The organism is Chitinophaga sp. SVR4-12A (assembly GCF_056754765.1).
This window is the reverse complement of record NZ_JBPGWP010000001.1, coordinates 4,435,063-4,460,318: the sequence shown is the minus strand read 5'-3', so window position 1 is coordinate 4,460,318 and position 25,256 is coordinate 4,435,063. Positions and strand designations below refer to the sequence as shown.

19 protein-coding genes are annotated in these 25,256 nt (G+C 49.9%); 7 read left to right on the top strand and 12 right to left on the bottom strand.

Annotated elements, in window-relative coordinates; translation table 11 throughout:
- Positions 1-12: 12 nt before the first annotated feature.
- Genes kdpB through ACR9Y8_RS18385 form a run of 3 tightly spaced genes read right to left on the bottom strand, consistent with a single transcriptional unit; the run spans position 13 to position 3,906 of the window.
- Positions 13-2,064: a potassium-transporting ATPase subunit KdpB gene (kdpB, locus tag ACR9Y8_RS18395; RefSeq protein ID WP_481214710.1), complete on the bottom strand. Its 2,052-nt coding sequence runs from the start codon at positions 2,062-2,064 to the stop codon at positions 13-15.
- An 8-nt stretch (positions 2,065-2,072) separates the two neighbouring features.
- A complete protein-coding gene (gene kdpA, locus ACR9Y8_RS18390) occupies positions 2,073-3,803 on the bottom strand; it encodes a potassium-transporting ATPase subunit KdpA (RefSeq protein WP_481214709.1) in 1,731 nt (576 codons plus the stop codon).
- A 25-nt stretch (positions 3,804-3,828) separates the two neighbouring features.
- Entirely contained in the window at positions 3,829-3,906 is a 78-nt protein-coding gene (locus ACR9Y8_RS18385) for a potassium-transporting ATPase subunit F (protein ID WP_481216235.1), read from the bottom strand.
- A gap of 402 nt (positions 3,907-4,308) precedes the next feature.
- Here ACR9Y8_RS18385 and ACR9Y8_RS18380 point away from each other — a divergent pair, with 402 nt between their 5' ends.
- Both ACR9Y8_RS18380 and ACR9Y8_RS18375 read left to right on the top strand, forming a co-directional pair.
- Positions 4,309-5,352, top strand: coding sequence for a tetratricopeptide repeat protein (locus ACR9Y8_RS18380; RefSeq protein WP_481214708.1), 1,044 nt, complete (start codon positions 4,309-4,311; stop codon positions 5,350-5,352).
- 14 nt (positions 5,353-5,366) lie between these two features.
- Positions 5,367-5,897, top strand: coding sequence for a DUF3267 domain-containing protein (locus ACR9Y8_RS18375; protein ID WP_481214707.1), 531 nt, complete (start codon positions 5,367-5,369; stop codon positions 5,895-5,897).
- 6 nt (positions 5,898-5,903) lie between these two features.
- On the opposite strand, the gene ACR9Y8_RS18370 is transcribed toward ACR9Y8_RS18375, so the two are convergent.
- The 6 genes from ACR9Y8_RS18370 to gcvT all read right to left on the bottom strand — a co-directional run bounded on the left by ACR9Y8_RS18370 (position 5,904) and on the right by gcvT (position 13,929).
- A complete protein-coding gene (locus tag ACR9Y8_RS18370) occupies positions 5,904-6,656 on the bottom strand; it encodes a hypothetical protein (protein WP_481214706.1) in 753 nt (250 codons plus the stop codon).
- An 18-nt stretch (positions 6,657-6,674) separates the two neighbouring features.
- Entirely contained in the window at positions 6,675-10,406 is a 3,732-nt protein-coding gene (locus tag ACR9Y8_RS18365) for a DEAD/DEAH box helicase (protein ID WP_481214705.1), read from the bottom strand.
- Between the two features lie 116 nt (positions 10,407-10,522).
- Positions 10,523-11,323 (bottom strand): MBL fold metallo-hydrolase, encoded by an 801-nt coding sequence (locus ACR9Y8_RS18360; protein WP_481214704.1) that lies wholly within the window; start codon positions 11,321-11,323, stop codon positions 10,523-10,525.
- A gap of 66 nt (positions 11,324-11,389) precedes the next feature.
- Positions 11,390-12,103, bottom strand: a complete 714-nt coding sequence (locus ACR9Y8_RS18355) for a 2-phosphosulfolactate phosphatase (protein WP_481214703.1) — start codon at positions 12,101-12,103, stop codon at positions 11,390-11,392.
- Positions 12,104-12,224: 121 nt separating this feature from the next.
- The gene (locus ACR9Y8_RS18350; RefSeq protein WP_481214702.1) at positions 12,225-12,698 is read right to left on the bottom strand and encodes an SRPBCC family protein; all 474 of its coding nucleotides are present in this window, start codon (positions 12,696-12,698) and stop codon (positions 12,225-12,227) included.
- Between the two features lie 133 nt (positions 12,699-12,831).
- Positions 12,832-13,929, bottom strand: a complete 1,098-nt coding sequence (gene gcvT, locus ACR9Y8_RS18345; RefSeq protein WP_481214701.1) for a glycine cleavage system aminomethyltransferase GcvT — start codon at positions 13,927-13,929, stop codon at positions 12,832-12,834.
- A gap of 172 nt (positions 13,930-14,101) precedes the next feature.
- On the opposite strand from gcvT, the gene ACR9Y8_RS18340 reads away from it, so the two are divergent.
- Genes ACR9Y8_RS18340 through ACR9Y8_RS18330 form a run of 3 tightly spaced genes read left to right on the top strand, consistent with a single transcriptional unit; the run spans position 14,102 to position 17,577 of the window.
- Positions 14,102-15,718 (top strand): M20/M25/M40 family metallo-hydrolase, encoded by a 1,617-nt coding sequence (locus ACR9Y8_RS18340; protein ID WP_481214700.1) that lies wholly within the window; start codon positions 14,102-14,104, stop codon positions 15,716-15,718.
- Positions 15,718-16,116 carry a hypothetical protein gene (locus ACR9Y8_RS18335; protein WP_481214699.1) on the top strand — a complete coding sequence of 133 codons (399 nt, stop codon included), beginning with the start codon at positions 15,718-15,720 and terminating at the stop codon, positions 16,114-16,116. Before ACR9Y8_RS18340 ends, ACR9Y8_RS18335 begins: the two co-directional genes overlap by 1 nt.
- A gap of 21 nt (positions 16,117-16,137) precedes the next feature.
- Positions 16,138-17,577 (top strand): nicotinate phosphoribosyltransferase, encoded by a 1,440-nt coding sequence (locus ACR9Y8_RS18330; RefSeq protein WP_481214698.1) that lies wholly within the window; start codon positions 16,138-16,140, stop codon positions 17,575-17,577.
- Here ACR9Y8_RS18330 and ACR9Y8_RS18325 read toward each other — a convergent pair.
- Genes ACR9Y8_RS18325 through ACR9Y8_RS18315 form a run of 3 tightly spaced genes read right to left on the bottom strand, consistent with a single transcriptional unit; the run spans position 17,561 to position 20,059 of the window.
- Positions 17,561-18,310, bottom strand: coding sequence for a sulfite exporter TauE/SafE family protein (locus ACR9Y8_RS18325; RefSeq protein WP_481214697.1), 750 nt, complete (start codon positions 18,308-18,310; stop codon positions 17,561-17,563). The genes ACR9Y8_RS18330 and ACR9Y8_RS18325 overlap by 17 nt on opposite strands.
- Before the next feature lie 12 nt (positions 18,311-18,322).
- Positions 18,323-19,477 (bottom strand): FecR family protein, encoded by a 1,155-nt coding sequence (locus ACR9Y8_RS18320; RefSeq protein ID WP_481214696.1) that lies wholly within the window; start codon positions 19,475-19,477, stop codon positions 18,323-18,325.
- Positions 19,478-19,516: 39 nt separating this feature from the next.
- A complete protein-coding gene (locus tag ACR9Y8_RS18315) occupies positions 19,517-20,059 on the bottom strand; it encodes an RNA polymerase sigma factor (protein WP_481214695.1) in 543 nt (180 codons plus the stop codon).
- Between the two features lie 207 nt (positions 20,060-20,266).
- On the opposite strand from ACR9Y8_RS18315, the gene ACR9Y8_RS18310 reads away from it, so the two are divergent.
- Together ACR9Y8_RS18310 and ACR9Y8_RS18305 are read left to right on the top strand one after the other, a co-directional pair.
- A complete protein-coding gene (locus ACR9Y8_RS18310) occupies positions 20,267-23,590 on the top strand; it encodes a TonB-dependent receptor (RefSeq protein WP_481214694.1) in 3,324 nt (1,107 codons plus the stop codon).
- Between the two features lie 17 nt (positions 23,591-23,607).
- Positions 23,608-25,185 carry a RagB/SusD family nutrient uptake outer membrane protein gene (locus tag ACR9Y8_RS18305; RefSeq protein WP_481214693.1) on the top strand — a complete coding sequence of 526 codons (1,578 nt, stop codon included), beginning with the start codon at positions 23,608-23,610 and terminating at the stop codon, positions 25,183-25,185.
- The last annotated feature ends 71 nt before the right edge of the window (positions 25,186-25,256 follow it).

Below are 25,256 nucleotides of genomic sequence, written 5' to 3'. Positions count from 1 at the left end.
TGTCGTTAATGATTAAAAGAAAATATTCACTACCAGGTCAATCAGTTTAATACCAATGAAAGGCACCACCACACCACCTACACCGTAGATCAGGAGATTACGCCTGAGCAATGCGCTGGCCCCGATAGGTTTATATTCCACCCCCCTCAATGCCAGCGGTATCAGCAGCGGTATGATGATGGCGTTAAAGATAACGGCACTGAGGATAGCAGATTCAGGGCTGTGCAGCTTCATGATATTAATACCCTGCAGCGCAGGAATGGAAGCAATGAACAGCGCAGGAACGATGGCAAAATATTTAGCCACGTCATTGGCAATGGAGAAGGTGGTAAGGGTACCGCGCGTCATCAATAGCTGCTTACCTATTTCCACGATCTCGATCAGCTTCGTAGGGTCATTGTCAAGATCTACCATGTTACCGGCTTCCTTGGCAGCCTGCGTACCACTGTTCATGGCTACGCCAACATCTGCCTGCGCCAGGGCAGGAGCATCGTTGGTACCGTCGCCCATCATGGCTACCAGGCGGCCTTCGTGCTGTTCTTGTTTGATGTATTTCATCTTGTCTTCCGGCTTGGCTTCTGCAATAAAATCGTCCACACCGGCTTTGGTAGCAATGTATTTCGCGGTCAGCGGGTTATCGCCCGTTACCATCACTGTCTTCACAACCATTTTACGCAGGCGCTCAAAACGTTCCTGTATGCCGGGTTTGATGATATCCTGCAGTTCGATCACGCCTTGTACCTTGCTATTGAGCGCTACTACGAGCGGCGTACCACCGTCCTTTGAGATAGTCTCTACCCTGGTCAGCGTTTCCTGCGGGAAATCATTGCCCGCTTTCTGCGCCAGGTTGCGGATAGCGTCATAAGCGCCTTTACGAATGCGGGTACCATCGGGCAGGTCGATACCGCTGCTGCGGGTTTCTGCGGTGAACTTCACCAGGCTGGCGCCTACTATGGAAAGATTGCTGACGGCATCCCTCCCGGCCAGCTCCACGATGGATTTACCTTCCGGCGTATCGTCAGATAATGAGCTGAGTGCGCACAACTTTATAAACGCTTCCCTGCTGATACCATTGGTAGCATAAAAGTTGGTGGCTTTACGGTTACCGATGGTGATGGTTCCGGTCTTGTCCAACAGCAATACGTCTACGTCGCCTGCGGTTTCTACTGCCTTCCCTGATTTGGTAATCACGTTGGCGCGCAGGGCACGGTCCATCCCGGCGATACCGATGGCAGACAAGAGGCCGCCGATGGTGGTCGGTATCAGGCATACAAACAGTGAAATAAAGGCCGCAATAGTGATAGGTGTTTGTGCATAATCAGCAAAGGGTTTCAATGTAACGCACACAATGATGAACACCAGTGTAAAGCTGGCCAGCAGGATAGTGAGTGCAATTTCGTTCGGTGTTTTCTGACGGCTGGCGCCTTCTACCAGGGCAATCATTTTGTCAAGGAATGATTCGCCTGGCTCAGTGCTTACCTGTACCTTAATACGATCGCTCAGCACCTTGGTGCCGCCTACCACGCTTGATTTATCGCCGCCTGCCTCACGGATCACAGGAGCGCTTTCTCCCGTGATGGCAGATTCGTCTATACTGGCCAGACCTTCAATGATCTCGCCATCAGCCGGGATGATGTCGCCCGGTTCGCAAAGGAAAACGTCGCCTTTACGCAATTGTGAAGAGGAAACGATCTTTACTTCGTTCGTGAATATCTCTCCTATGATCTGTACCAGCTTGGCAGGTGTTTCCTCGCGGGTTTTGCGCAGGCTTTCTGCCTGTGCTTTACCGCGTGCTTCTGCAATGGCTTCAGCAAAGTTGGCAAACAACACGGTAAGGAACAGGATGATAAATACCAGCAGGTTATACGCCGCACTGCCCTGGTCTGTATTGCCGGAGATCAGGGCATAGAGCGTAACAGAAAACATTACGATCGTGCCTAACTCCACGGTGAACATTACCGGGTTCTTGATCATCAGCTTCGGCTTCAGTTTTACGAAAGACTGCTTCAGGCTCTCTTTCACGAGGTCTGCCGGGAAAAGTCTGTTATCTTTATTTCGTTTCATTTTAATAGTCAGTTTGCATGTTCATGAATGCAGCGAAAAGACTCTGCGATTGGTCCCAATGCCAGGGCAGGGAAGTATGACAGGGCGTTGATGATGATGATCACCGCCAGTGTCATTACGCCGAATGTCCAGGAATCTGTTTTCAATGTTCCTGCAGAAGCAGGCACATATTTTTTATTCGCCATCAGGCCGGCAATCGCCACCGGGCCAATGATCGGCAGGAAGCGTCCCAGTATCAGCACAAAGCCGGTACTGATGTTCCAGAAGACATTGTTATCACCCAATCCTTCAAAGCCGGAACCGTTGTTCGCATTAGCAGAGGTGAACTCATACAGCATCTCTGAAAAGCCGTGGTATCCCGGATTGTTCAACCAGGCGGAGGGTTTCACGGCCCAATCCGCATCCGGGTAATGTGATATCACAAAAGCAGCCAGCGCGGTACCTGCCAGTATAAGGAAGGGAGAAAGGAGCGTGATCAGTGCTGCTATCTTTACTTCCCTGGCTTCCAGCTTATGGCCCATGAACTCCGGCGTACGCCCTACCATCAGGCCGGATATGAACACTGCGATAATGATGTAGATATAGTAATTAAGAAATCCCACACCACAGCCTCCATAAAAGCTGTTGATCATCATGCCCAGCAGCTGCATCAAACCGGTAGCCGGCATCGTGCTGTCATGCATGGCGTTTACAGAACCCGTGGAGATAATAGTAGTGACCGTGCTCCAGTAGGCAGAACCCGCCACACCGAAGCGCACCTCCTTACCTTCCATCGCACCGCCTGGCTGTGCTATGCCCATGTGAGCGATAGCAGGGTTTCCGCGTATCTCGCTGATAATGGTGGGTATGAGCAGGCATAAAAAGCCCAGCGTCATGATCGCAAAAACAATGTATGCAAACTTTTTGCGGTCAATAAAAAAGCCCAGCGCAAAGATCATGGCAATAGGGATCAACACCTGCGCCACCATCTCGGTCATGTAGGTAATATAGTTAGGATTCTCCAGCGGGTGGGCAGAGTTGGCGCCAAACCAGCCGCCTCCGTTAGTGCCGAGGTGTTTGATGGCGATCATACCGGCGGCAGGCCCGCGGGATACATTCACGGTATCGCCCTGCAGGCTTACATAAGTGTCTTTACCCTTGTAGCTGGCAGGGGTGCCGTTAAATACCAGGATGATAGCAATCACAATAGACAGGGGCAGCAGCAAACGGGTGATGGATTTTACAAAGAAATCCCAGAAGTTGCCCAGTTTACTGGTGGTCTTTTCCTTCAATGCTTTCATTACCACAAACAGTGCAGCAATACCGGTAGCGGCGCTCACAAACTGCAGGAATGCCAATACAAACAACTGCGTGAAATAGCTTACGCCGCTTTCACCGGAGTAGTGTTGCAGGTTACAGTTCACCACAAAGCTGATGGCCGTATTAAAGGCAAGATCAGGCGTTTGGCCCGTATTGCCATCCGGGTTCATCGGCAGCTTATCCTGGAAGATCAGTACAAAGAAGGCATATACAAACCACACAAGATTGATAGTGAGCATTGCTTTCATGTGCTGCTTCCAGTTCATCTCTTCTTTAGGATTGATACCGGACACTTTGAAGAAAAAGCGCTCCAGCGGCCCCATAAAATCTGACCAGGTTTTCTCCCCTTTAAATACTTTGGCGATGTATTTCCCCAGCGGAAAGGCCAGTAACAGGGTTAGTCCATAGGTAATGATTACGCCAAGAAATTCTGTAGTCATGTTCAATTAATTAAAACCCCAAGTGTTAAAATTTTTCCGGTTTCAGTAATACATAGATCATGTAGAAGAAAACCAGGATAGCCAGGATAAATAATGCGTTCATCATAATTTTTAGCTTTTAGCTATTGGCTACTAGCAATTAGCTGCTAAGGGCTAACAGCTAGCAGCTGTTATTTAAATGTTCTCGAAATAATCTATTGACCGGACGAACAGTACAAAGCAGGCCAGACCAGCCAGTAGTAATAAAATGGTGAGCATAATTGTGTATTTGTATTGTTACAGCCGCTGTAAAGCGATTGTAGTGCCAGTACACGGAAACGGAAATGCAGAATGCTATAATCAAATGATAATCAAATGATCTCAACGTACGAGCATCTTAGTGGCCATGCCAGGGCCCTGAAAAACCATGCAGAAACTGAAGGGTAACTCTTCAAAAAATGAAATGATAGTGGTATAAGGCAGCTAAATATTCACCATATCTTAGCGGCCCTATTTATCCTATACCATGGAATTAAATGAAATGACCCCTGCAGCCGGCGCTGGGACAGACCGCTGCATTAAATGTGGTAGCTTCGATTATGAGGCAGGCTACAATATGAAGCTTTGTGCTCCCTGCCGGCGGGAAATGAGCCGCTACCCGGTTAAGAAATCCGTATTATGGTCTGCTGTCGGCATCGGCATCCTGATGCTCCTGTCTTTGTACAAGTTTCCGGAAGTTTTTAAGGCAAGACTGTGCTACGAGCGTGCGCTTAAGCTGGAAGGGGAGCATAAATACATGAGCGCCGAGCAGGAGTTGCGTAAAACGTTGCAGCGATACCCGGGAAACCTGAAAGCCAGTGCACATTTAATGATTGCTGCCTTTTACAACGACCACCTGCAACTGGCAGACAGTGTTTCTACCCACTGGGCCGGGGTATCCTCCAAAGAAGAAGATGATTTGATAAGTCGCGTAAACGATCTGCTCTCCAACATGGAGCATTATACGTTCGATGACAGCGCTTTCGCCGCTAAATACCGGTCGCTAAAAACAGACACTCCTGCCTTAAAGGCTGCCCTGTTGCAGTATACACAGGAGCAACCACGGGATGTAATGGCAGCCTATCTGTTGGCAGATCAATATTACGAGGAAGAAGATTACGGGCGCACTGACAGCATCCTTCAGATCCTCCTGAAAGATGCACCAGACTTTCACCCTGCCTATAGCTTGCTGGCAAGCACTTACCGGGAACAGAAAAAATTTACAGAGGCAGCTGCCGTTTGCTACCAGCTGCTGGACCGCAATGCAGAATCTGTAACCGGGAATACTGCACTGGCGATCATCTTATTGAAACAACACCGCGACCAGGAAGCGCTGAAAAAAATCAAGACCGCCTACGCCTGGGAACCAAATAGCAACGCTGTAATGAAAACGCTGGCGCTAGCCTACTACTTCAATGATCAGCACAAGGAATGCAATGAGCTGCTGTCCAGGATCAGGCACAGCACCGATACCAGCGGACTGGCATACACACTGGACGTTATAAGAGGTAACATCACCTACAGGAACTAATTAATCTGACAACTATGTTTATACCAGGCGTCATTATTACCGTTGTTACTTTTCCGGGAGTAGTGGTACATGAATTTGCCCATCAGCTTTTCTGCCGCCTCTTTGGCGTAGCCGTATTCGAAGTAAAATATTTCCAGGTTGGCAACCCTGCGGGCTATGTCTTACACGAGCCGGTACGCAACCCGGTACACCAGCTTTTCATCGGGACCGGCCCCTTCTTCATAAACACGATACTGGCAGCGCTAATCGCATTTCCTGCCGCTTTGCCCGTAGGAATGGGCGACGGAAACTTTGTAGACTACCTGCTGATATACCTGGGTGTATCTATTGGCATGCACGCTTTTCCAAGTACAGGAGATGCAAAGAGCATGTGGAATGGATTAATGCGCGGCGAAAATACACCGCTGTGGCTGAAAGCTGTAACCTTACCAGTAGTAGGGCTTATCTATCTGGGCGCCTTAGGATCTGTGGTATGGTTGGATCTATTTTATGGGATGGCGGTTGCTTTGGGCTTTCCTGCTATATTGATGCAGATGATGGTATAGAGCGCCCTATACAGACTTTACAGCGAAAAGCCATAAGGCCGCAAAAGTACTGAGCACTATGGTAATAGCAATGCTGATGATCATCGTATTTCTCTTAGCCCGTTCATTAACATTGAAATACGCTGCTATGGCTGGCTTATATAAAACAAGCACCAGGCCTATCCTGATCAGCATATATATAATTCCTCCTGCCATTGCAGGATATTGGGCGCTGGAAAACGTTTTCAGGTAATAGATGTAATAAAAAATGTCAAGAACACCTGTCAGTGACTTTACAATATAAAATCCTACCAAAAGAAACCATCCCCAGCGCTGTCGTCTGATCAGCAAAAGCATGCCAACCGGTATATACACTGCTGGGTATATCATCGTTAAAAAGTCGGCAGACATCACGCTGCATTCCTCGCATTGTTGGAACGCATCCAGCGGATTTATCAGGGCGAGGATATACCAAACATATAACAAGGTTTGTACGATATACAAAATATTAACCTGCCTGATCACTTTCGGATCAGGCGCCTCCTCCATTACCGATTCCAGGAAATCTGAAAGGCTTTCCTCCTTAGACCCTGGCACCTCTTTTTGTGCTGTTTTAAAACCATTTGCCAGCTCATAGTCACTGTCATGCACCTCTCTGCCGCCAAGAATGTGCCGGGCAGCCTCCACTGCTTCGGGCTGATATTTATCCGCCTCGCCAATGATGTTCAATAATTCTACATTAGAATATGCCTGGAAAGATTCCCGGAAATTAAAATCCATAAGTATAGCCTATAGTCGTTAACTAAACAGGTACAGTACATCCTCTTTTGTCAGCTTCTTGATAAAGCCGGTATCGTCCGCAATAATATCTTTTACCAATGATTTCTTACGCTCCTGCAGCTGTAATATCTTTTCTTCTACAGTGTCCTTACAGATCATACGGTAGGCGAAGATGTTCTTCGTCTGACCAATACGGTGGGTACGGTCGATGGCCTGCTGTTCTACAGCGGGATTCCACCAGGGGTCTACAATGTATACATAATCTGCTGCGGTAAGGTTCAGACCAACGCCGCCCGCTTTGAGGGAGATGAGGAATACGCGGCATTCTTCGTTGTTCTGGAAATTCTGTATGGCCCTTTCCCTTTCATGGGTGCTCGTGCTACCGTCAAAATATTCAAAAGGTATTTTCAGATGCTGCAGCCGGTCTTTGATAAGGGCGAGCATGCCCAGGAATTGGGAGAATATTAGCACCTTGTGGTTGCTGATATTCTCTGACATTTCGCGGGTAAGCTCATGCAGTTTTACTGAGTGGTTGGGATACTGTTCAGACTCGTTCAGAATAGCCGGCGAGTCACAGATCTGCCGCAGCTTCATCAAACCCTGCAGGATGGTGAGCTGAGAGCGTTCCATCCCCTGGTCTTCAATTACGCCCAGTATCTTGGAACGGTAGGTGTTGCGGTAAGCGTCGTAGATATGGCGCTGTTCGGCATCCATCTCGCAGAAGATCACCGTCTCTATCTTCTCAGGCAGCTCTTTAGCCACCTGCTCTTTGGTACGGCGTAATATGAAAGGGTAGATGAGCTTACGCAAATGATCTTTGCGCTCCTCATCCTGGAACTTATCTATCGGTGTAGCAAACTCGTTACGGAAAAAATCTACGCTGCCCAGCATGCCCGGGTTCAGGAAGTTCATCTGGGCATAGATATCGAACGTATTGTTCTGCATCGGCGTACCGCTCAGCGCCAGCCTGTTCTTGGTATGCAGCAGCTGTGCGGCTTTGGTCACCTTGCTTTGTGGGTTCTTGATCGCCTGGGATTCATCCAGTATCACGTAGTCAAACTCCATCTTCATCAGCAGCTGCACATCACTGCGCAAGGTACCGTAAGTAGTGATAATGATGTCTGACTGCTGCAATTCTTCCGGGTTCTTTAGCCTGGCCGGTCCATGATGTATATGGTACCGCATGGTAGGCGTAAACTTCCTGATCTCGTTCTCCCAGTTATAGATCAGCGTGGTGGGGCATACCACCAGCGCCAGACATTTATCGTCGTGCTTGTTCTTGTAGTGCTGCACAAAGGTCAGCGCCTGGATGGTTTTACCAAGACCCATATCATCTGCCAGGATGCCGCCCCATTTCACTTCATCCAGGTAGTTGAGCCACTGGAATCCGCTTTCCTGGTAAGGGCGCAGGGTAGCGTTCACATTATGCGGCAGGGCAATGTTGCGGATCTCATCAAACTGCAGCAGCTTCCTGCGTTTTTGTTCCAGCTCTATCACAATCGCTTCATCGTCAATAAACTCGTAAAGCTCGTCTATCACGCTGAAGTTGTATTTGCTCAGCTTGAGGCCTTTGTCTTTTTCTTCTCCTATCTTGAACAGCAGGGAGTACTTACGCAGCCACTCCTCCGGCAAGAGGCCCAGTGAACCGTCTGCCAGCTGTACATAGTTCTGCTTGTTGGCCAGTGCATGCTTGATATCCTTGATGCTCACGCGCTGATCACCATATAGCACTTCTATCTGCGCATCAAACCAGTCAATACCGGAACTGATCTGCAGGTTAGTGACCGGCTTATGGGAGCTGAACCTGAAATTGCGCAGGCCGTCAAAGCCGAACACTCTTATGTTCATCTCCTTCAGCGTATCAAAGAAGAGGAAGAACCAGTTATTCTTCAGTGCTTCTTTGGAGCGCAGGTAGAAATAGTTATTGCCGCTGGGCTGGCTGAAATTGGTATGCAGGCCCCTGAGGCGTTCTACAAATTGCTGCTCAGCTTCCTTGTTGCGGTGAATAATCAGCACCTTATTGCCTTCCTGTACGGTAATGCGCGTCTCATCATTCCATTCCACCTCATGCCCGTGATAGGCAAAGCCCGGCTGGATGATGAACGTCTCGCCCACCTCTTTCAGGTACACATGGCATTCAGGCACAATATCGTCTACTTCTGCCAGCAGGGAAGTATCAAACTGTATCTGGTACTGCTTGCTTAATGGCAGCAGGTAATCTTTCAGGTAAACGCCCCACTCGGCAGTGGGTATGCGCAGGCTCCCATTGTTACGGAACAGCTCTACATGCAGGGCATCCTGCGGATTCTCGAAGAGATGCAGCATGTTCTTATGAAGAAATAACAGGGTGCTGTCCCATTCATTCTCGGTTACATTCACCAGTTCTCCTTCAATGTTCACATAACAGGTGATCTCTATCGCATCCTGGAGGGAACGGGTCTTGAAGATGGGCTGCAGGCGACCACCGCCCAGCTGTACTGACGCTATATTGCGGGTCTTGAACGGCTGGCGGTTAGGCAGCAGGAACAGCAGACCATGCTCTGCCAGCAGGGGGAAGAGCTTGTCCAGCTTCGGATGCAGGTATTCCAGCATCAGCTCCTTGGTTTCAGTAGGCAGCTCTTCTGCGTTCTCATGGGTGATATTCTCCCAGATACCGGCAAAAGGCGAGTTCTTCGCCAGGTATTTGCTTACTTCGCCCGATTGCAGCTTACGTACGGGCGATATCAGGTCGCGGTCATTCTCTTTATACTGGTAGAAATCTATATACTTGGAAAGATCCAGCTTGTTTACCAGGGAAACGAAGGCATTCTGGTCTTCATTCACTTCCCCGCTTACCAGGTCCATCCGAAAGTAGGGAAATAACGTCTCATTGGCATTGAACACCACACCCAGTCGCTGGGTAACGGTAATACTCGGAGGCGGTGGCGGCAGGACAGGCTGCCGGCCGTTAGCAGGCGCTTCCACCCGTTTAATGCTGGGATCCAGCACCCGCAGGTAGGGCTTACCGTCCATATAGGAAAAGGCAAACTTACCGTCTAGGTTATCTGACAAGGAATAACCATAGATAGCCAGCAGCTTGTTCTTCTCTTTGTCCCAATTGCGCAGGCTGTCAAAATAGAAGGGGCCGTTGGCCTGCAATAATTGCAGGAAAAAGGCAGTTTTGTGCACGCAAAGGGGATGCTCCGTTTCATCGCAGGTACAATGCGTATCGAAATTGCGCTCTTCGTTCCGCTGCAGGATGAGGGGATATTCGCCGTCATCCAGTTTGAGAACACCTTCTACCTTTTCATCTTTTGCACTGCGCACCTGTATCTTATGATGTCGCAATATCTTCTCCGCCTCTGTAAAAATCTCGGGCGAAGTGAGCAGCTTAATGGTTTTGAGGTCTATTGACTTCATTTTCACCAGGGTGTGCTGCTGGTCATATTGCGTTTCAAAACTATCGAAGTGATTTTTGTCCAGCATCTCCTGGAGCTGAAACAGAGCGGCGGCCTCATGGCGGCAGATATCCCCCAGGTTATAGGGGCACTGGCACCTGACGGACATGCCGGCTATTTCATGGTATTTGTTAATGGAAACCTTGTAGTAGTTGGCGTGCGTGTCGCTTTTTACCCGGAAGGTGGCCGAGCGCAGTATGGGATCGGCCTCTATGAGCTCTACCCCGCCGGTGGCAAAAATACGTTTCCCCCTACGGATCACCTCATCAGTGCCGTTATTATAAACGTATTTTAATAACTGGGGTAGCGACATAAAAAATAGTGTTCTAAATAACTAAAATATTTAGCAGCTCATAAAAAGGCAATCCACAAAAATAAGCAGAATTTTTGAAAGATGGGTCATCCCCTGCTGAGCAGCGTCCTGGGCTGCTATTCAAAGATCCGCAGGTACCTTTCCAGCGAAAAAGCCACCGCCTCCTGTCCACCCGTACTGATCACACGGCCAAAGGCGCCGTAAACGGCGTCATAGGTGAGTGGCTGCACCGCATCGCGGATATGGAGGATCTCTTTCTTAGGCAATGGTACATAGTTGGGATAACTATACATAAAAGACACTGTCTTTTGATCCGGGCACACCTGTACCACATCGCCTACCAGCAGGGCGCCTTTGCCGTTACCGGCTGCAGGCCAGTGCAGAATGGCGCCGCCGGGAAAGTGACCACCCAGCAACACCAGGCTGATCTCATCCCACAGGGGATACGTAGCGCCTTCCCACAGCTTTATGACAGGGTCTTTGCGGCCCAGCCATTGGGCATCTGCCGCGTGAACATACACGGGGGCATTGTTAAAAGCGTGGCTCCACTCCACAATAGTGGAATAATAGTGCGGATGAGAAAGCGCAATGGCTTTGATGCCTCCCAGGCGTCTGATAATATCAATAGTAGATGCGTCCAGGTTGGTGATGCAATCCCAGAGGATATTACCGCCAGGCGTCAACAGCAGGTAGGCCCGCTGGCCGATAGCAAAAGAAGGAGTAGTGTAAATAGCGTAAAGGTCAGGCGCCACCAGCTCTATGATATTCCTGTGCCGGGCAGCTACCTGCTCCAGCGTGGTCCAGGCCTGGCCGCCGGGATTTACATACTGGCGCTCGTCCTCACATACCGGACAATGAGCGGGTGGCTGTGTTGTAGCATCGTATTGGATGCCGCAGGTGGTACAGATAAAATGCATGCCGGGCTAATATGCTGATCTGCTAATGTAAGGCATTTATGTTAATGCTACACATTCATCCACACATCAGGCAACTACCAGTTCGCCATTCTTCAGCAGCGGCAACACATTGGCCGCATCCGGGGTAAGGCAGTATTGGATATCTCTTTCCAGCCCGTAACGGGAGAGGCGCTGGAAGTGGGAAGCCTGTTTCATAAAGCCGTAAAGATCGCTTTTGGCATTATTGTACAGGGTCTCAGCAGCCAGGGCAGAGTCGCAGTTCACAGAAAAATGTTCCCGGATGCGGTTCACCACGGCGCCGGCAAACAGGGTATCTTCCATGTTCACGCGGTCTTTCCAGGCAGCGCAGCCCAGTATCACGTTCTGCCCCTGTGCTACCAGGTAGTCGCATACGGCAGACAGGTTCGGGAAAGAACCGGTAATGATCTGTATCGCGTCTTTTGCCATGTGCAGCAGCTTGGTACCGTTGGTGGTGGTGAGCACCAGTATTTTCCCTTCCACGAAATCCCGGGGGTATTCGAAGGGGGAATTGCCATAGGCCAGGCCTTCCGCAATCTTTCCGTCACGTTCGCCGGCGGTAATGCCTTCCAGCTGGCGGCCGATGTTCACACACTCTTCTACGGATGCTACCGGTATTACCTTGGCCGCGCCGTTGTACAGCGCCGTACAGATAGTAGAGGTGGCCCTCAGCACATCAATAATTACAACAATACTGTTTTTTACATCATATAAATGCAAGAGTGCCGGTGAAAGGCACACTTCCAATGAAGGCCGGTTCATTTTTATAATTAATAATTAAAAATTAAGAATTAATAGTTTTCAAAATACAAATAAGCCATTACATACAAGACTGCCGTTTATGCAAGACAGCCCTTATTAATTATTAATTATTCATTATTAATTAATCCAGGATCACCCGCCACTTTTCACTCTCTGCATAATCTTTAATGGTCTTGTTACGCAGCTCCAGCAGGTTGCTCATGTACCGCCTTAGATAAAAGCGGTCCACCAGCCGGCCCAGGAAGCCGTAAGGCACTCCAAACTCCATTACGTCAATTGCAACAGTGCCGTTATCAATGACCTTGAAATGATGCTCATGGCGCAGGTAGCTGAAATCGCCCTGCTCCATTTCGTCGCAAAAGTATTCGGGGCTGCGCATTTCAGTGATACGGGAGGTGAACTCCCGCGTTTTACCCAGATGACGGGCTCTCCATGTAACGGTCTCATTCTCTGATATGAGGCCATTCAGGCGGCCTTTAATGGCCTCCTCCCGTACATGCGCCATGCTGCGCTTGTGCAGGGTAATGCTCCGGCTTAGATCGAACACCCGCTCTATAGGAGCATGGATGACGGTTGTTAAATGAATAGTAGGCATAGATATGGTTATGAAACAGCTTTTAGCAGTTAGCCTTTAGCTTTTGGCTAAGATAATGGCTAACAGGCAGATTTAATAAAATCTGCGGTGAAAACCCGGTAATTGCTAACGGCCAACAGCTAAAAGCTAATAGCTAACCTAAAAACGGTACCTTCACCACCTTCGCTTTCAGCTGCTTATCACGCACAGCTATATAGATCTCGCTATCCAGCGCTGCATGGGTTGTGCCAACATAGCCCAGGCCCACGGCCTTCTGCAGGGACGGAGATTGTGTACCGGAAGTTACCCGGCCAATCACTTCGCCTGCTGCGTTTTTGATCTCGTAGTCATGACGGGGGATGCCCTTGTCTATCATTTCAAAGCCCACCAGCTTTTGTGTAAGTCCGGCGGCTTTCTGCTTTTCCAGTATCTCACGGGCGGTAAAGTCCTTGGTGAACTTGGTGATCCAGCCCAGGCCCGCTTCCAGCGGAGAGGTACGGTCGTCGATATCGTTACCATACAGGCAGAAGCCCATCTCCAGTCGCAGGGTATCGCGTGCGCCAAGGCCAATAGGTTTGAGCCCTTTAGGCCCACCTGCTTCAAAGATGGCGTCCCAGATCTTTTCGGCAGCGCCGTCCTTATCTTCAAAATAGATCTCCACACCGCCGGCCCCGGTATAACCGGTAGCGCTTACCAGTACGTTAGGTACCCCGGCAAAAACACCCTTGGCAAAGGTGTAGTATTTCATATTGACCAGGTCAATATCCGTTAAAGGCTGCAGGATGCTGGTGGCGTTAGGCCCCTGAATGGCCAGCAGGCAGGTCTTATCAGAGATATTGTGCATTTCCACCCCTTTGGTGTTGTGCTCACTGATCCAGTTCCAGTCTTTCTCAATGTTGGCAGCGTTTACCACCAGCATATATACTTTGTTCTCTTCAATACAATATACCAGCAGATCGTCCACAATACCCCCTTCGCGGTTAGGCAGGCAGCTGTACTGGGCTTTACCGGCTGTTAATTTGGAAGCGTCGTTAGAGGTAACCCTTTGTATAAGGTCCAGCGCGTCGCTGCCTTTCAGCATGAACTCGCCCATGTGGCTAACGTCAAATACGCCGGCATTATTACGGACCGTCTGGTGTTCGTCATTGATACCACTGTACGAAACAGGCATGTTGTAACCTGCAAAAGGGACCATTTTAGCGCCCAGCGCGATGTGCTTAGCGGAAAAAGGCGTGTTCCTGATCTCTGCCATTTTTGATGATATTTTGGGTATGATTGGTTTTTGAACGCGGCAAAAATAGGCCGAAATTCGAAATTTGGTGTAATAATTGCACTTTACCGCTCACTTTCATGCAGAGAGGCTAATTTTGTGAGGAACGATGATGTAAAGTGTCCTTAGTCTAACACTCCCTAAATACTCAACTGTGAAAAAGATCACCTGGCTTTTAATATTCCTGTCTGTGGCCGCCCAGTTGCCTGCCCAGAAAAAAGCCGACCGAAAAACCTTGGAAAACCTGCAAGCGCACGTAACGTATCTCTCAAGCGATAAATTGGAAGGCCGCAGAACCGGTACCCCCGGCGAGAAACTGGCCGCCGAATATATTGCAGACCAGATGCAGAAAGCCGGCCTGGCCCCCAAAGGAGACAATGGTTATCTGCAAACTTTTACTGTACGGGAAGGTAAAGAAGTAGCTGAGGCTACCCGGCTAAGCGTTAATAACGACAAATTTACGCCCGGTGAACAATTCCTGCCGCTGCCCTTCAGCGCAGAGAAAGCCGCCAAAGGAGAAGTGCTGCCCGACGTAAAGGAACCCGATAATATATGGCTGATAGACATACAGGACATGGAGCTGAATCCCCATGCCCCTGCTCTGGGCCAATACCAGCAAAAAGCCGCGGAAGCCGCTAAGGAAGGGGCTACCGGTGTTATCTTCTTTAACGGTAAGGAGGATATCCACTCCGTAGAACAATGGCTGGATGAAAACCCAAAGAAGCTGTCGATTCCCGCCCTCTGGGTGAACGGCACCATTAGCAAAAAGCTGAAAAGCGATGACGCCAACGGTTTCCAGATTAACCTGGAAGTGGCTTTCAAAGAGGAGAAGCGTACCGGCACTAACGTCATTGGTTATATTGACAACGGCGCTCCAAAGACCATCATACTGGGCGCACACTATGACCACCTGGGTTATGGCGAGGATCACAACTCCCTGTCTACCGGCGAAAAAGCTATTCACAACGGGGCAGACGACAATGCCAGCGGCATTGCCGCCCTGCTGGAACTGGGCCGCCAGCTGAAAAGCAGCCGCTTTAAAAACAATAATTTTATACTCATCGCCTTCTCCGGCGAAGAGCTGGGACTGTTCGGCTCCAAATACTTCACAGCCCATGCCCCGGTAAGCATGGCGCAGGTAAATTTCATGATCAATATGGACATGGTAGGGCGACTGGATGCTGCCAAAGGATTGCAGGTAGGCGGTATCGGCACTTCGCCGCTATGGACAGGTATCCTGGAGCAATCAGCTCCCGCCGGACTGAAGCTCAATTACGATTCTTCCGGCGTAGGCCCCTCCGATCATACCTCCTTTTACCGGGCACAGATACCGGTACTGTTCTTCTTTACCGGTACGCATAGCGACTATCACAAACCTACCGACGATGCGGACAAGATCAATTATACCGGGGAATTGAGCGTAATAAAATTAATTTACCGTATTATTGAAAAAGCCAATGCCCAGGAAAAACTGGCTTTCACGCCCACCCGTGAACCACAGGTGAGCTCCGCCCGTTTTTCTGTTACCCTGGGTATTATGCCGGATTATACCTATAAGCAGGGGGGCGTGCGGGTAGACGGTATTTCTGATGGCAAACCCGCACAGAAAGCCGGGCTGACTACCGGGGATGTGATCGTACAGCTGGGCAAACAGTCCGTAACTAACCTGGATGGCTATATGCAGGCGCTATCCACCTACAAAAAAGGAGACAAAACCACTGTGACCGTAAAGAGAGGAACTAAACAACAGACCTTTAATATACAATTCTGATGATGCGCTATTTATTCTTGTCCATCCTGTTTTTTGCAGCCTGTACGAATGGCCCTAAGCAAACCGATTCCGACAAATATGATCTGATCACCGGGAAATGTTATGTGCTCCGGCAGGTGAAGCCCGCGCTGGGCGATACTGCCGCAGCTGCCGCACAACAACAGCAGCAGGAGCTGATAACCTATCTCGAACAGCACCAGTTTACCAAACACATCGCCGGTAAAGACAGCCTGCTGTTTCGCCGGGCCAATGGGCAGGAAGTGGTTATCGAGCTGCCGGTGCCACAGGATACCTGGGAAGCGCATACCATTATTGTATTTGATCCGCAGAAAAATCCGCTGTTCGTGAACCTGCACAAGGGAACTGCCCAGATAGAGCAGTACATTCAATCAAAATAGACAAGGGTAAAATACCGGGGGATGACGAAAGAAAACCTGATTCTGTTAGCGGATGCCTACAAGTATTCGCATCATAAGTTGTACCTGCCAGGTACACAATACATCTATTCCTACCTGGAAAGCCGGGGCGGCAAATTTCAGGAAACCGTCTTCTACGGACTGCAGTATTTTCTGAAAGAGTACCTGGAAGGGCCGGTGTTCACCCGCGAAAAGATCAACGAAGCAGAGCATATGCTGCTGGAAGTATTCGGGCGGGAAGACGTATTTGACCGCAAACGCTTTGAATACATCGTTCGCACGCATGGCGGCTGCCTGCCGGTCCGCATCAGGGCCGTTCCCGAAGGGACAGTAACACCTGTACGGAACGTACTGATGACAATAGAGAACACTGACCCCAACTGCTACTGGCTGACCAATTTCCTGGAAACGCTGCTGATGCAGGTATGGTATCCTTGCACCGTGGCCACCCAGTCTTACGAGATCCGGAAGATAATAACCCGCTACTACGAAGCCACTGCCAGTGCTGCTTCCTTTGCAGGCATCGGCTTTGTGCTGAACGACTTTGGTTTCCGCGGGGCCAGCTCAGTAGAAAGCGCAGGCCTGGGTGGCAGCGCCCACCTGGTGAGCTTCTCCGGCAGCGATACCCTGCATGCCTCAACCTTTGCCAAACGCTATTACGGGGCGCAGCTGGCGCCGGGTCAATCTATACCGGCCACCGAACATTCTATCGTTACCCTGCTGGGAGAAAAAGGTGAACCTGAGATCTTCCGACATGTCCTGGATACCTTTCCTACCGGGGTAGTGGCCTGCGTGTCTGACTCCTACAATATCTTCCGCGCCTGCGAACAATACTGGGGCAATGAGCTGAAAGAACAGATCCTCAGCCGCGACGGCACCCTGGTAATAAGACCAGATAGTGGCGATCCGGTACGTACCCTCCTGAAAGTCTTCGATATCCTGATGACAAAATTTGGGTTCACTGTTAATGAAAAAGGATACAAAGTATTGCCTCCACAGGTACGCGTAATACAGGGAGACGGCGTCAGCTATTCCTCCATACAAGAGATCTACGAGGCGCTGATGAGCGCTGGCATCAGTGCAGAGAACCTGGCACTGGGTATGGGCGGCGCACTGTTGCAACGCGTAAACCGCGACACACAGGAATTTGCCCTAAAGTGCTCCCACGCCGTAGTGAACGGCGAAAGCATTAACGTTCAGAAAATGCCGGTAGAGCTGGATGCCAAGGGCCAGCTGCGCACCTCCTTCAAAGAATCTAAAGCAGGCAGGCTGAAACTGGTGAAAGAGAAGGGGGAATTCAAAACCGTGAAAGAAGATGAATTACCTCAAGCCGCAGATCAGCTGGAAGTAGTATTTGAGAACGGAGAAGTAATGAAGGAATTCGGGTTTGAAGAAGTACGGCAACGCGCCTGGCCGGAGAAGCCCCTTAAAGATATGTTTTGATAAAGAAAGCGGCGGTGATAGCGAAATTGAAGCAGATCACCGCCCTGCGCAAATGCTGCGGATTCAATTGCTTGGTGTAATGTGCCCCGAAGTATCCTCCCAGGATAGTAGCTGTCATCATTACCATTGTATCCGCCCAATAAACCTTGCCCGCAATAATGAACAACACCACAGCCATTACATTGGCAACACCCACCAGCAGCGTTTTATTGGCATTGATCACCATCATATCTGACAGACCGAACAGCGACCACACTGCCATCATCATAATACCTACCGCCCCGCCAAAATAACCACCATAAATACCCAATAAGAGTTGCCCGGCAAAGATCACTCCAGCGCCTATATGTAGCCGTTGCCGCAGCCAATCGCCCAGCTGCCGCCCGAAGGCAAAAGCAAGTGAACCGATTAATAACAACCAGGGAACGATCTGGTTAAAACTGGCAGAAGGTGTATACAGCAACAACAGTCCGCCGGCAATACCGCCCACTGCAGTTAACAAGACCATAATTGGCATCGAAATATCAGGAAAGGGCCGGATGTATTCTTTGAATTTCCAGGCGCTGGCCAGGCTGCCGGGAAACAAAGCTACCGTACTGGAAGCATTGGCCGCTACCGGCGGAACGCCGGCAAATATCAGTGCCGGGAATGTAATGAAGGAACCGCCGCCTGCAGCTGCGTTCATAGCGCCGGCTACCAGGCCAACAAAAAACAGGAGGATAAGAGATGACATTTGTTTAGTTATCTACTTCAAATGTAACACCCCTTCTTCAAAATAATAATCCAACGCCGTTGTCATTTTCATCTGCTCCAAAAAAGTCTTCAATGGTTTATTCCGTTCAACAAACCCGGTAAACCGTTCTTTCTCCAATCTTGGATTATCCACCACTACCGTTACCCCATACCATCTTGCCAGCACACTATTGATCTCCTGTACCGGTGCATTATAAAACACCTGCACGCCCTGCATCCAGCTCAATATATCCTTCTCATCAAAAGGTTGTACCGTAATAGACCTGCCGCTTTCACATATCCCCTGCTGACCCGGCTTCAACGTAGCCGCGCCTTTACCAGCCTTTAACTGCACGGCCCCATCTATCAACGATACTTTCACCTGGCCGGAATCATAACTATTAACATTAAATGAAGTACCCAGCACCTGTACACTGCTCTGCGGCGTATGCACAATAAAAGGATGCTTCGCATCCTTTGCTACTTTCAGGTAAGCTTCCCCGTTGATACTGATCTCACGTGTGCTTCCATTGAACTTAAACGGGAAATGGAGGGTGGTAACCGCGTTCAGCCATACCTCCGTACCGTCTGACAATACGATCTTATAATCCATCCCCACCGGTACGGTCAGCATGTTAGTACCAGCATGACCATCATCTGATCCGTTAAAGGACAAGGTCTTATTCGTATTCTGTAATTGACCGGCGCCCAGGGAAATGGTCTTACCTGCACCGGAAATATTGATGGTCTGCCCGTTGGCAAGTTGCAGCTGCACGCTTTCAGCTCCAGGCATACGCATAGTCTTCAACGGCTGATCTTTAGGCCGCTGCAGGTAATACACTGTTCCCGCGGCAATGGTTGTAAGAATAACAGCTGCCACAGCTATACGGACAATCCCCGCGGCACGGGCTACTTTAAACCGCCGTTCAGCAATTAGATCTTGTTGCTCTTCAATATTTTCCCATACCCTTTGCTGCCGCTCAGGGACACTATCCAATGCCGTTCTTGCTGCCGGGGTATCGAAAGCATCCTGCAGCGCACGCCACTGGCGGCGCACATCGGCATTGCTGCGGATCAGTGCTTCCAATGCTTCGTCTTCCGGTACTGAGATAGTACCGGCCAGCCTTTCGATCATCATTAGCCGTATATGCTCCTCGTTATATTCCATTTCCTATAAGACAGGATTTTGAGCTTTTTGGGTTACCCGCTACCTGAAATTATCCAGCCGCTGGCGTAAATAGCGCATCGCCCTGGCCAGCTGCGTTTTTACTGTATTCTCGCTAATCCCCAGCTGCATAGCAACGTCCTTACGCTTTTTATGCTCCAGGTACATGAGGCGGAACACTTTGGCCGATTCCGGCGGAATGCCCTGTATGGCATGATCAAGCCGGAGCCGCAGCTCGCTCGTTTCAGGATGGTAAACGGGTAATTGTTCATGGGGTGCGGTAACACTATAGCTATCCAGCCGCTTCTGTTCTGTTTTACGCCGCTGTAAACGGTTGATGCACCTGTTGCGGATAGCCTGGTACAGATAATATTTAGGTGATTGCTGAATGCCCAGGTATAACTGTCTTTCCCAGAACTCCATGAAAAACTCCTGTACAATGTCCTCGGCCTCCTCTGCATCTTCCAGCCGGGCATAGGCCTCCATCCAGAGCAGTTTGAAATACCGGTTGAACAGGATCTCAAACGCCACGGGATCACCGGCCCTTAATTGAGCCAACAGCATTACATCGTCATACTGCTTCATCCCCCCGGGAATTTGTTAATGGAACACAGGAATTCTTAGCTGGCCAAATCAGTTTTTCATACCTGGCTTTACTAAATTATTCATTCTTTGTTATTCTTTCCTAATTAATTGTGCTAAAGACAATAAAATTTTTTCTTTTGATCACCCGCCTCAGCCAATCCCCTGTCTTATACACAAATTCACATTTATCAACCAGAAAAACTGATTATGGCCAATCTGTCCGTCCCAACACGTTATGTTTTCAGCACCTCCCTGCTTACCTTCCTGCTTTGCTGTTACCTCAGCCTGCAGGCCCAGGCGGGCAATAAAGGACCGCTGAAGATCTCTGTCAGCGGTACCCAGCTTACGCTGCAGGAAGTATTCAAGAAGATTACGGCACAAACAAGGCTCCGGTTCTTCTACAACAGCTCCCAGCTGAACGACCAGGAGAAAGTGACCGTTAACTTCCAGGACACGCCCCTGGATGATGCATTGCAACAATTATTGCAACACCGGGCACTTTCCTGGACCTATGTTGACAACGCGATTGTGCTGCAACCTAAAAAGAGCCCTCCGCCTTCCACAGACGCCAAAAGCGCTACGGATACCACCGCCCTTAATTATACCGGCCGGGTAAGCACCAAGGACGGCAACCCGGTTGCCGGAGCTACTATCGTGATCAAAGGCACGCAGCAGTACGCAATGAGCCGGGAAGACGGCAGCTTTTCTATCAACGCCAAACCGGGCTCCAGCCTGGTGATCACCGCTGTTTCATTTGAAACCGCTACCATCACACTGAGCAGCCAGAAAAACTATTCAGTTACACTGGCAGACAAAATCAGCAACCTATCTGCTGTAGTGGTAGTGGGTTATGGCAAGCAAGACCGTAAAAACCTGACCAGCTCCATCACCTCCGTAAAGCAGGAAGACATCAATAAAGGAGCCATCAGCGATCCGGCCCAGCTGCTGCAGGGAAAGGTGCCCGGCCTGAACATCACCAGGAGCGGTGACCCCAATGCCAGCTCCAGCGTGATCCTGCGCGGCGCCTCCACCCTGCGTACAGGCGAGGCCCAACAACCTTTCTATGTGATAGATGGAGTGCCCGGCGGCGATATCTCCCTGATAGCACCCGATGACATCACCTCCATCGATATCCTGAAAGATGCAGCAGCCACCTCCATCTATGGTACCAGGGCCGCTAACGGTGTGATCATCGTTACCACCCGCCGCCCGGTAAAAGGACAAATGCAAATGTCATACAGCGGCTATGTAGCCATGGAATCTGTTTCCAACCGTATAGACATGATGAGCGCTTCACAGCTGAAAGGCTTTCTTTCCAAAAACAGCTTAGCGCTTGACCCGTCTGACGACCAGGGTGCAAATACCGACTGGCAGAAAGAAATTCAGCGCACCGGCATCGCACATAATCATAACATTGCATTTGCAGGTGGTAATGAAAGCACCGCCTACAGCGCCAGTGTAAACTATTTTAAACAGCAGGGCATTATTAAAAGGAGTGACCTGGACCGCTTCATCGGCAGGATCACTGTTGAGCAGAAAGCTTTCAACGATAAACTGAAACTGGGCTTCTCGCTGAACAATTCCATCAGTAACTCCAATCGCATTCCCAACCAGCAGATCCCGGAGCTAACCGCCCCCGGCAGCGGCAACAACGAAAGAGGTTACCTGCTGGCCAACTCTGTAAGGTACCTGCCCACCGTTGCACCTAAAAAGGAAGACGGTTCCTATAACGAGAACCTCAACCGCAACGGGTATTACAACCCCGTGGCTATGCTGGAGAATGCCTATGATAAACTGCAGACAAAAGTGATGCTGGCCAACGCCACTGCACAGCTGCAGCTGCCCTTTGGCTTTACCTATAACCTGAGCCTGGCGTACCAGAACACCCAGTATAACCAGGGCACTTATTTTGACCAATACTATACCGATAATTATAACGGTCTGCTGCCAACCGGCGCTACCGATGGTCTGGCCTACCGATCCTCTTTTCAGAACACCAACAAGATCGCAGAAACTTACCTTACCTACGACAAGAAGTTCGGCAAACATAACGTTACCGCATTGATCGGCTATTCCTGGCAGGAAGACAGAAAAGGAGACGGCTTTCAGGCAGACAACTTTCAATTCGCATCTGATGCATTGGGCTATTACGGCATTGGCTACGGCAGCGCCAGTAACTATAAAGTAGATTGGGGCAATAGAGTATATACCAAGCTGCTCCTGATATCTGACTACGGCCGCCTGAATTACAACTACGCCAACAAATACTTCCTGCAGGCTTCCATCCGTCGTGATGGATCATCTGCCTTCGGCCCTAATAACCGCTGGGGATATTTTCCCTCTGTATCCGCCGCCTGGCGCATCACCCAGGAATCATTTATGCAGCAGGCCTCTTTCCTGGATGAATTAAAACTGCGCGGTGGTTATGGTGTTACCGGCAACTCCCTGGGCTTTGATCCCTACATCGCTACCCTGCAATACGGCGTTACCGGATCATTTTACTATGGCAACTATGTAAACGCCCTGGGCCCTACACAGAACGCCAACCCCGATCTGAAATGGGAAAAAACAGCCACAGCAAACGTGGGTATCGACTTCTCCGTGCTGCGTGGAAGGATCAGCGGCAGCGTGGATGTATATAACAAGAAGACCACAGATCTTATCTGGAACTATTCCGTTTCTACTACGCAGTATCCTGTAGGTACACTCACCGCCAATGCAGGTGCTATCAGCAACAAAGGTATAGAGCTGGCATTAAACGTGCAGGCAGTAAAAACCGCCGACTTCTCCTGGAACAGCAGCTTTAACCTGGCACATAACAGCAACAAGGTGGTGAGCCTTTCCAGTGGCCGCTTCCTGGCAGACTCTATTCCGCTGAACCAGCCGGATGGCGGCGGACAAACCAGCGCCACCCTGCAGATCATTAAATCCGGCAGGCCTATCGGACAGTTCTTTACTTTCAGCTATGCAGGTAAAGACGCCAACGGCGTATCGCAGTTCTATGACCGGAACGGTAAAGTAGTGTCCAACGTTGCGCAGCTCACCAACCTGGCTGATTACTACTATGCCGGTGACCCGCAGCCTAAACTGATGCTCGGCTGGAACAACAGCTTCCGCTACCGGAACTTTGACCTGAACGTTTTCTTCAGATCAGTACTGGGTTATAAGATCTTCAACGCTACGCTGGCAGATCTGAACCGGCCTTCACAAGCTAACCAGTATAACATTCCCGTATTCTCTGAAAACGAATCTGCCAAAGACGTGAATGCATATCGCTACTCCACCCGTTTCATAGAAAGCGGCAATTATGTAAGACTGGATAACGCAAGCCTCGGATATACTTTTCGCAATATTTCCAAAAACTTTCGCGCACTGCGCCTCTATGTTACCGGCACCAATCTGCTCACCATCACTTCCTACCGCGGTATAGACCCTGAAGTGAGCATGGGTGGCCTAACGCCCGGCGTAGACGCCAACAACTTTTATCCAAAGACCAGGACTGTATTATTTGGTGTAAACGCTCAATTCTAAAAACAAACTGATATCAAATGAGATCGATCATAAAAAACGCCTGCTTATTTACCGCGCTTGCCTTTACCGCCGCATCCTGCCACAAGCTGGATGTAACCATAGACAGCAAGCTGACGCCGGCTAACTTTCCCGTTACCGTAGACCAGGCCATCCTGGCTTCCGGTCCCGTATATACGAAATTCAGGCCCTGGTATCCCAGGTCTTACTGGTTCCTGCAATCTCTGAGTACAGACGAAGCCATACTGCCTGCCAGGGGTGGCAACTGGTGGGATGGCGGCCGCTATGCTCAGCTGCACCTGCATACCTGGAACGCCGATAATGCCACCATGGGCGAGTGCTGGGATAATATCTCCACCACTATCAGCACCGCCAACCAGATCTTATCCACGCTGGAAAGCGCCCCTGCAGGAGCACCGGCCCAGATAGTAGCAGAGGTACGTACCATGCGCGCCCTGTCGTATTTCTTTATGATGGACCTTTGGGGCAACATTCCGCTGGTCACTAAATTCGGAGATACCTCCAAAGTGACCACCACCAAACGGGCCGATGTTTTTGCCTACATAGAAGCTGAAGTGAAAGCCGTATTGCCCAACCTGAGCAGCGCCGTGGATAACTCCACCTACGGACGGCCCACCAAATACTGCGCCTTTGCCCTGCTCGCAAAAATGTACCTGAACGCGCAGCAGTACACCGGACAGGACCGCTACAACGACGCCGTAGCGATGTGTGATAGTATCATCCAGAGCAAACTGTTTGCGCTGGAAAGTAATTACATGGCCATGTTCAACATCAACAACGGCCCGGCGATCAAGGAATTCATCTTTGCCATTCCTTATGACGGTACCCAGGCAACAGAACAGATCTTTGCCCGCTATTATCTCCATCGCGCCATGCGCAACAAATATCACCTGCCTTTCACGCCCAGCGGCGCAGTAAGCACCATACCCGAGTACTATGCACTGTACAACGAGGCAGGAGACGCCAGGAATGCTATCTGGCTTACCGGTAAACAATACAATTACGACGGTACGCCCATTACCATTGCTACTACCAAGGTGGGATTTGACGAAGATTACACCGGATCAGATAAATCAACACCTTATAATTTTGAGCTTACGCTCACACCCGATATCGTGATTAAAAACCCTACGATCTTTGATGCAGGTAATGACGAAAAGAGCTGGGCCGAAGGATACCGCTGTATCAAGTTCTATCCTGACAGTACTTCTTCCTCCCGCAACCAGGGCAATGATATACCCGTTTTCCGCTACGCGGATATCCTGCTGATGAAAGCAGAAGCCATCCTGAGAGGTGCTACGCCTACCCTCGGTGCTTCTGCCGTGTCGCTGGTGAACGAAGTAAGGACTATCCGTAAGGCCAGCGCCTGGAGCACCGTTACACTGGATAACCTGCTGGCTGAACGCGGAAGGGAATTTGCCTGGGAGAACTGGCGCCGTAATGACCTGATCCGCTTTGGAAAATTTGAAGGCAGCTGGGGTTACAAAACAGATGCGAACACTACTAAACGTCTGTACCCCGTACCCACCTATGCAAGGGTACTGAACCCACTGCTGTCGCAGAACCCGGGCTATTAACCATTTCTTTATACACCTACAGCTGTAACACTCCATCCGGAATAGTGAATGATGAACGGATATGTGCCATC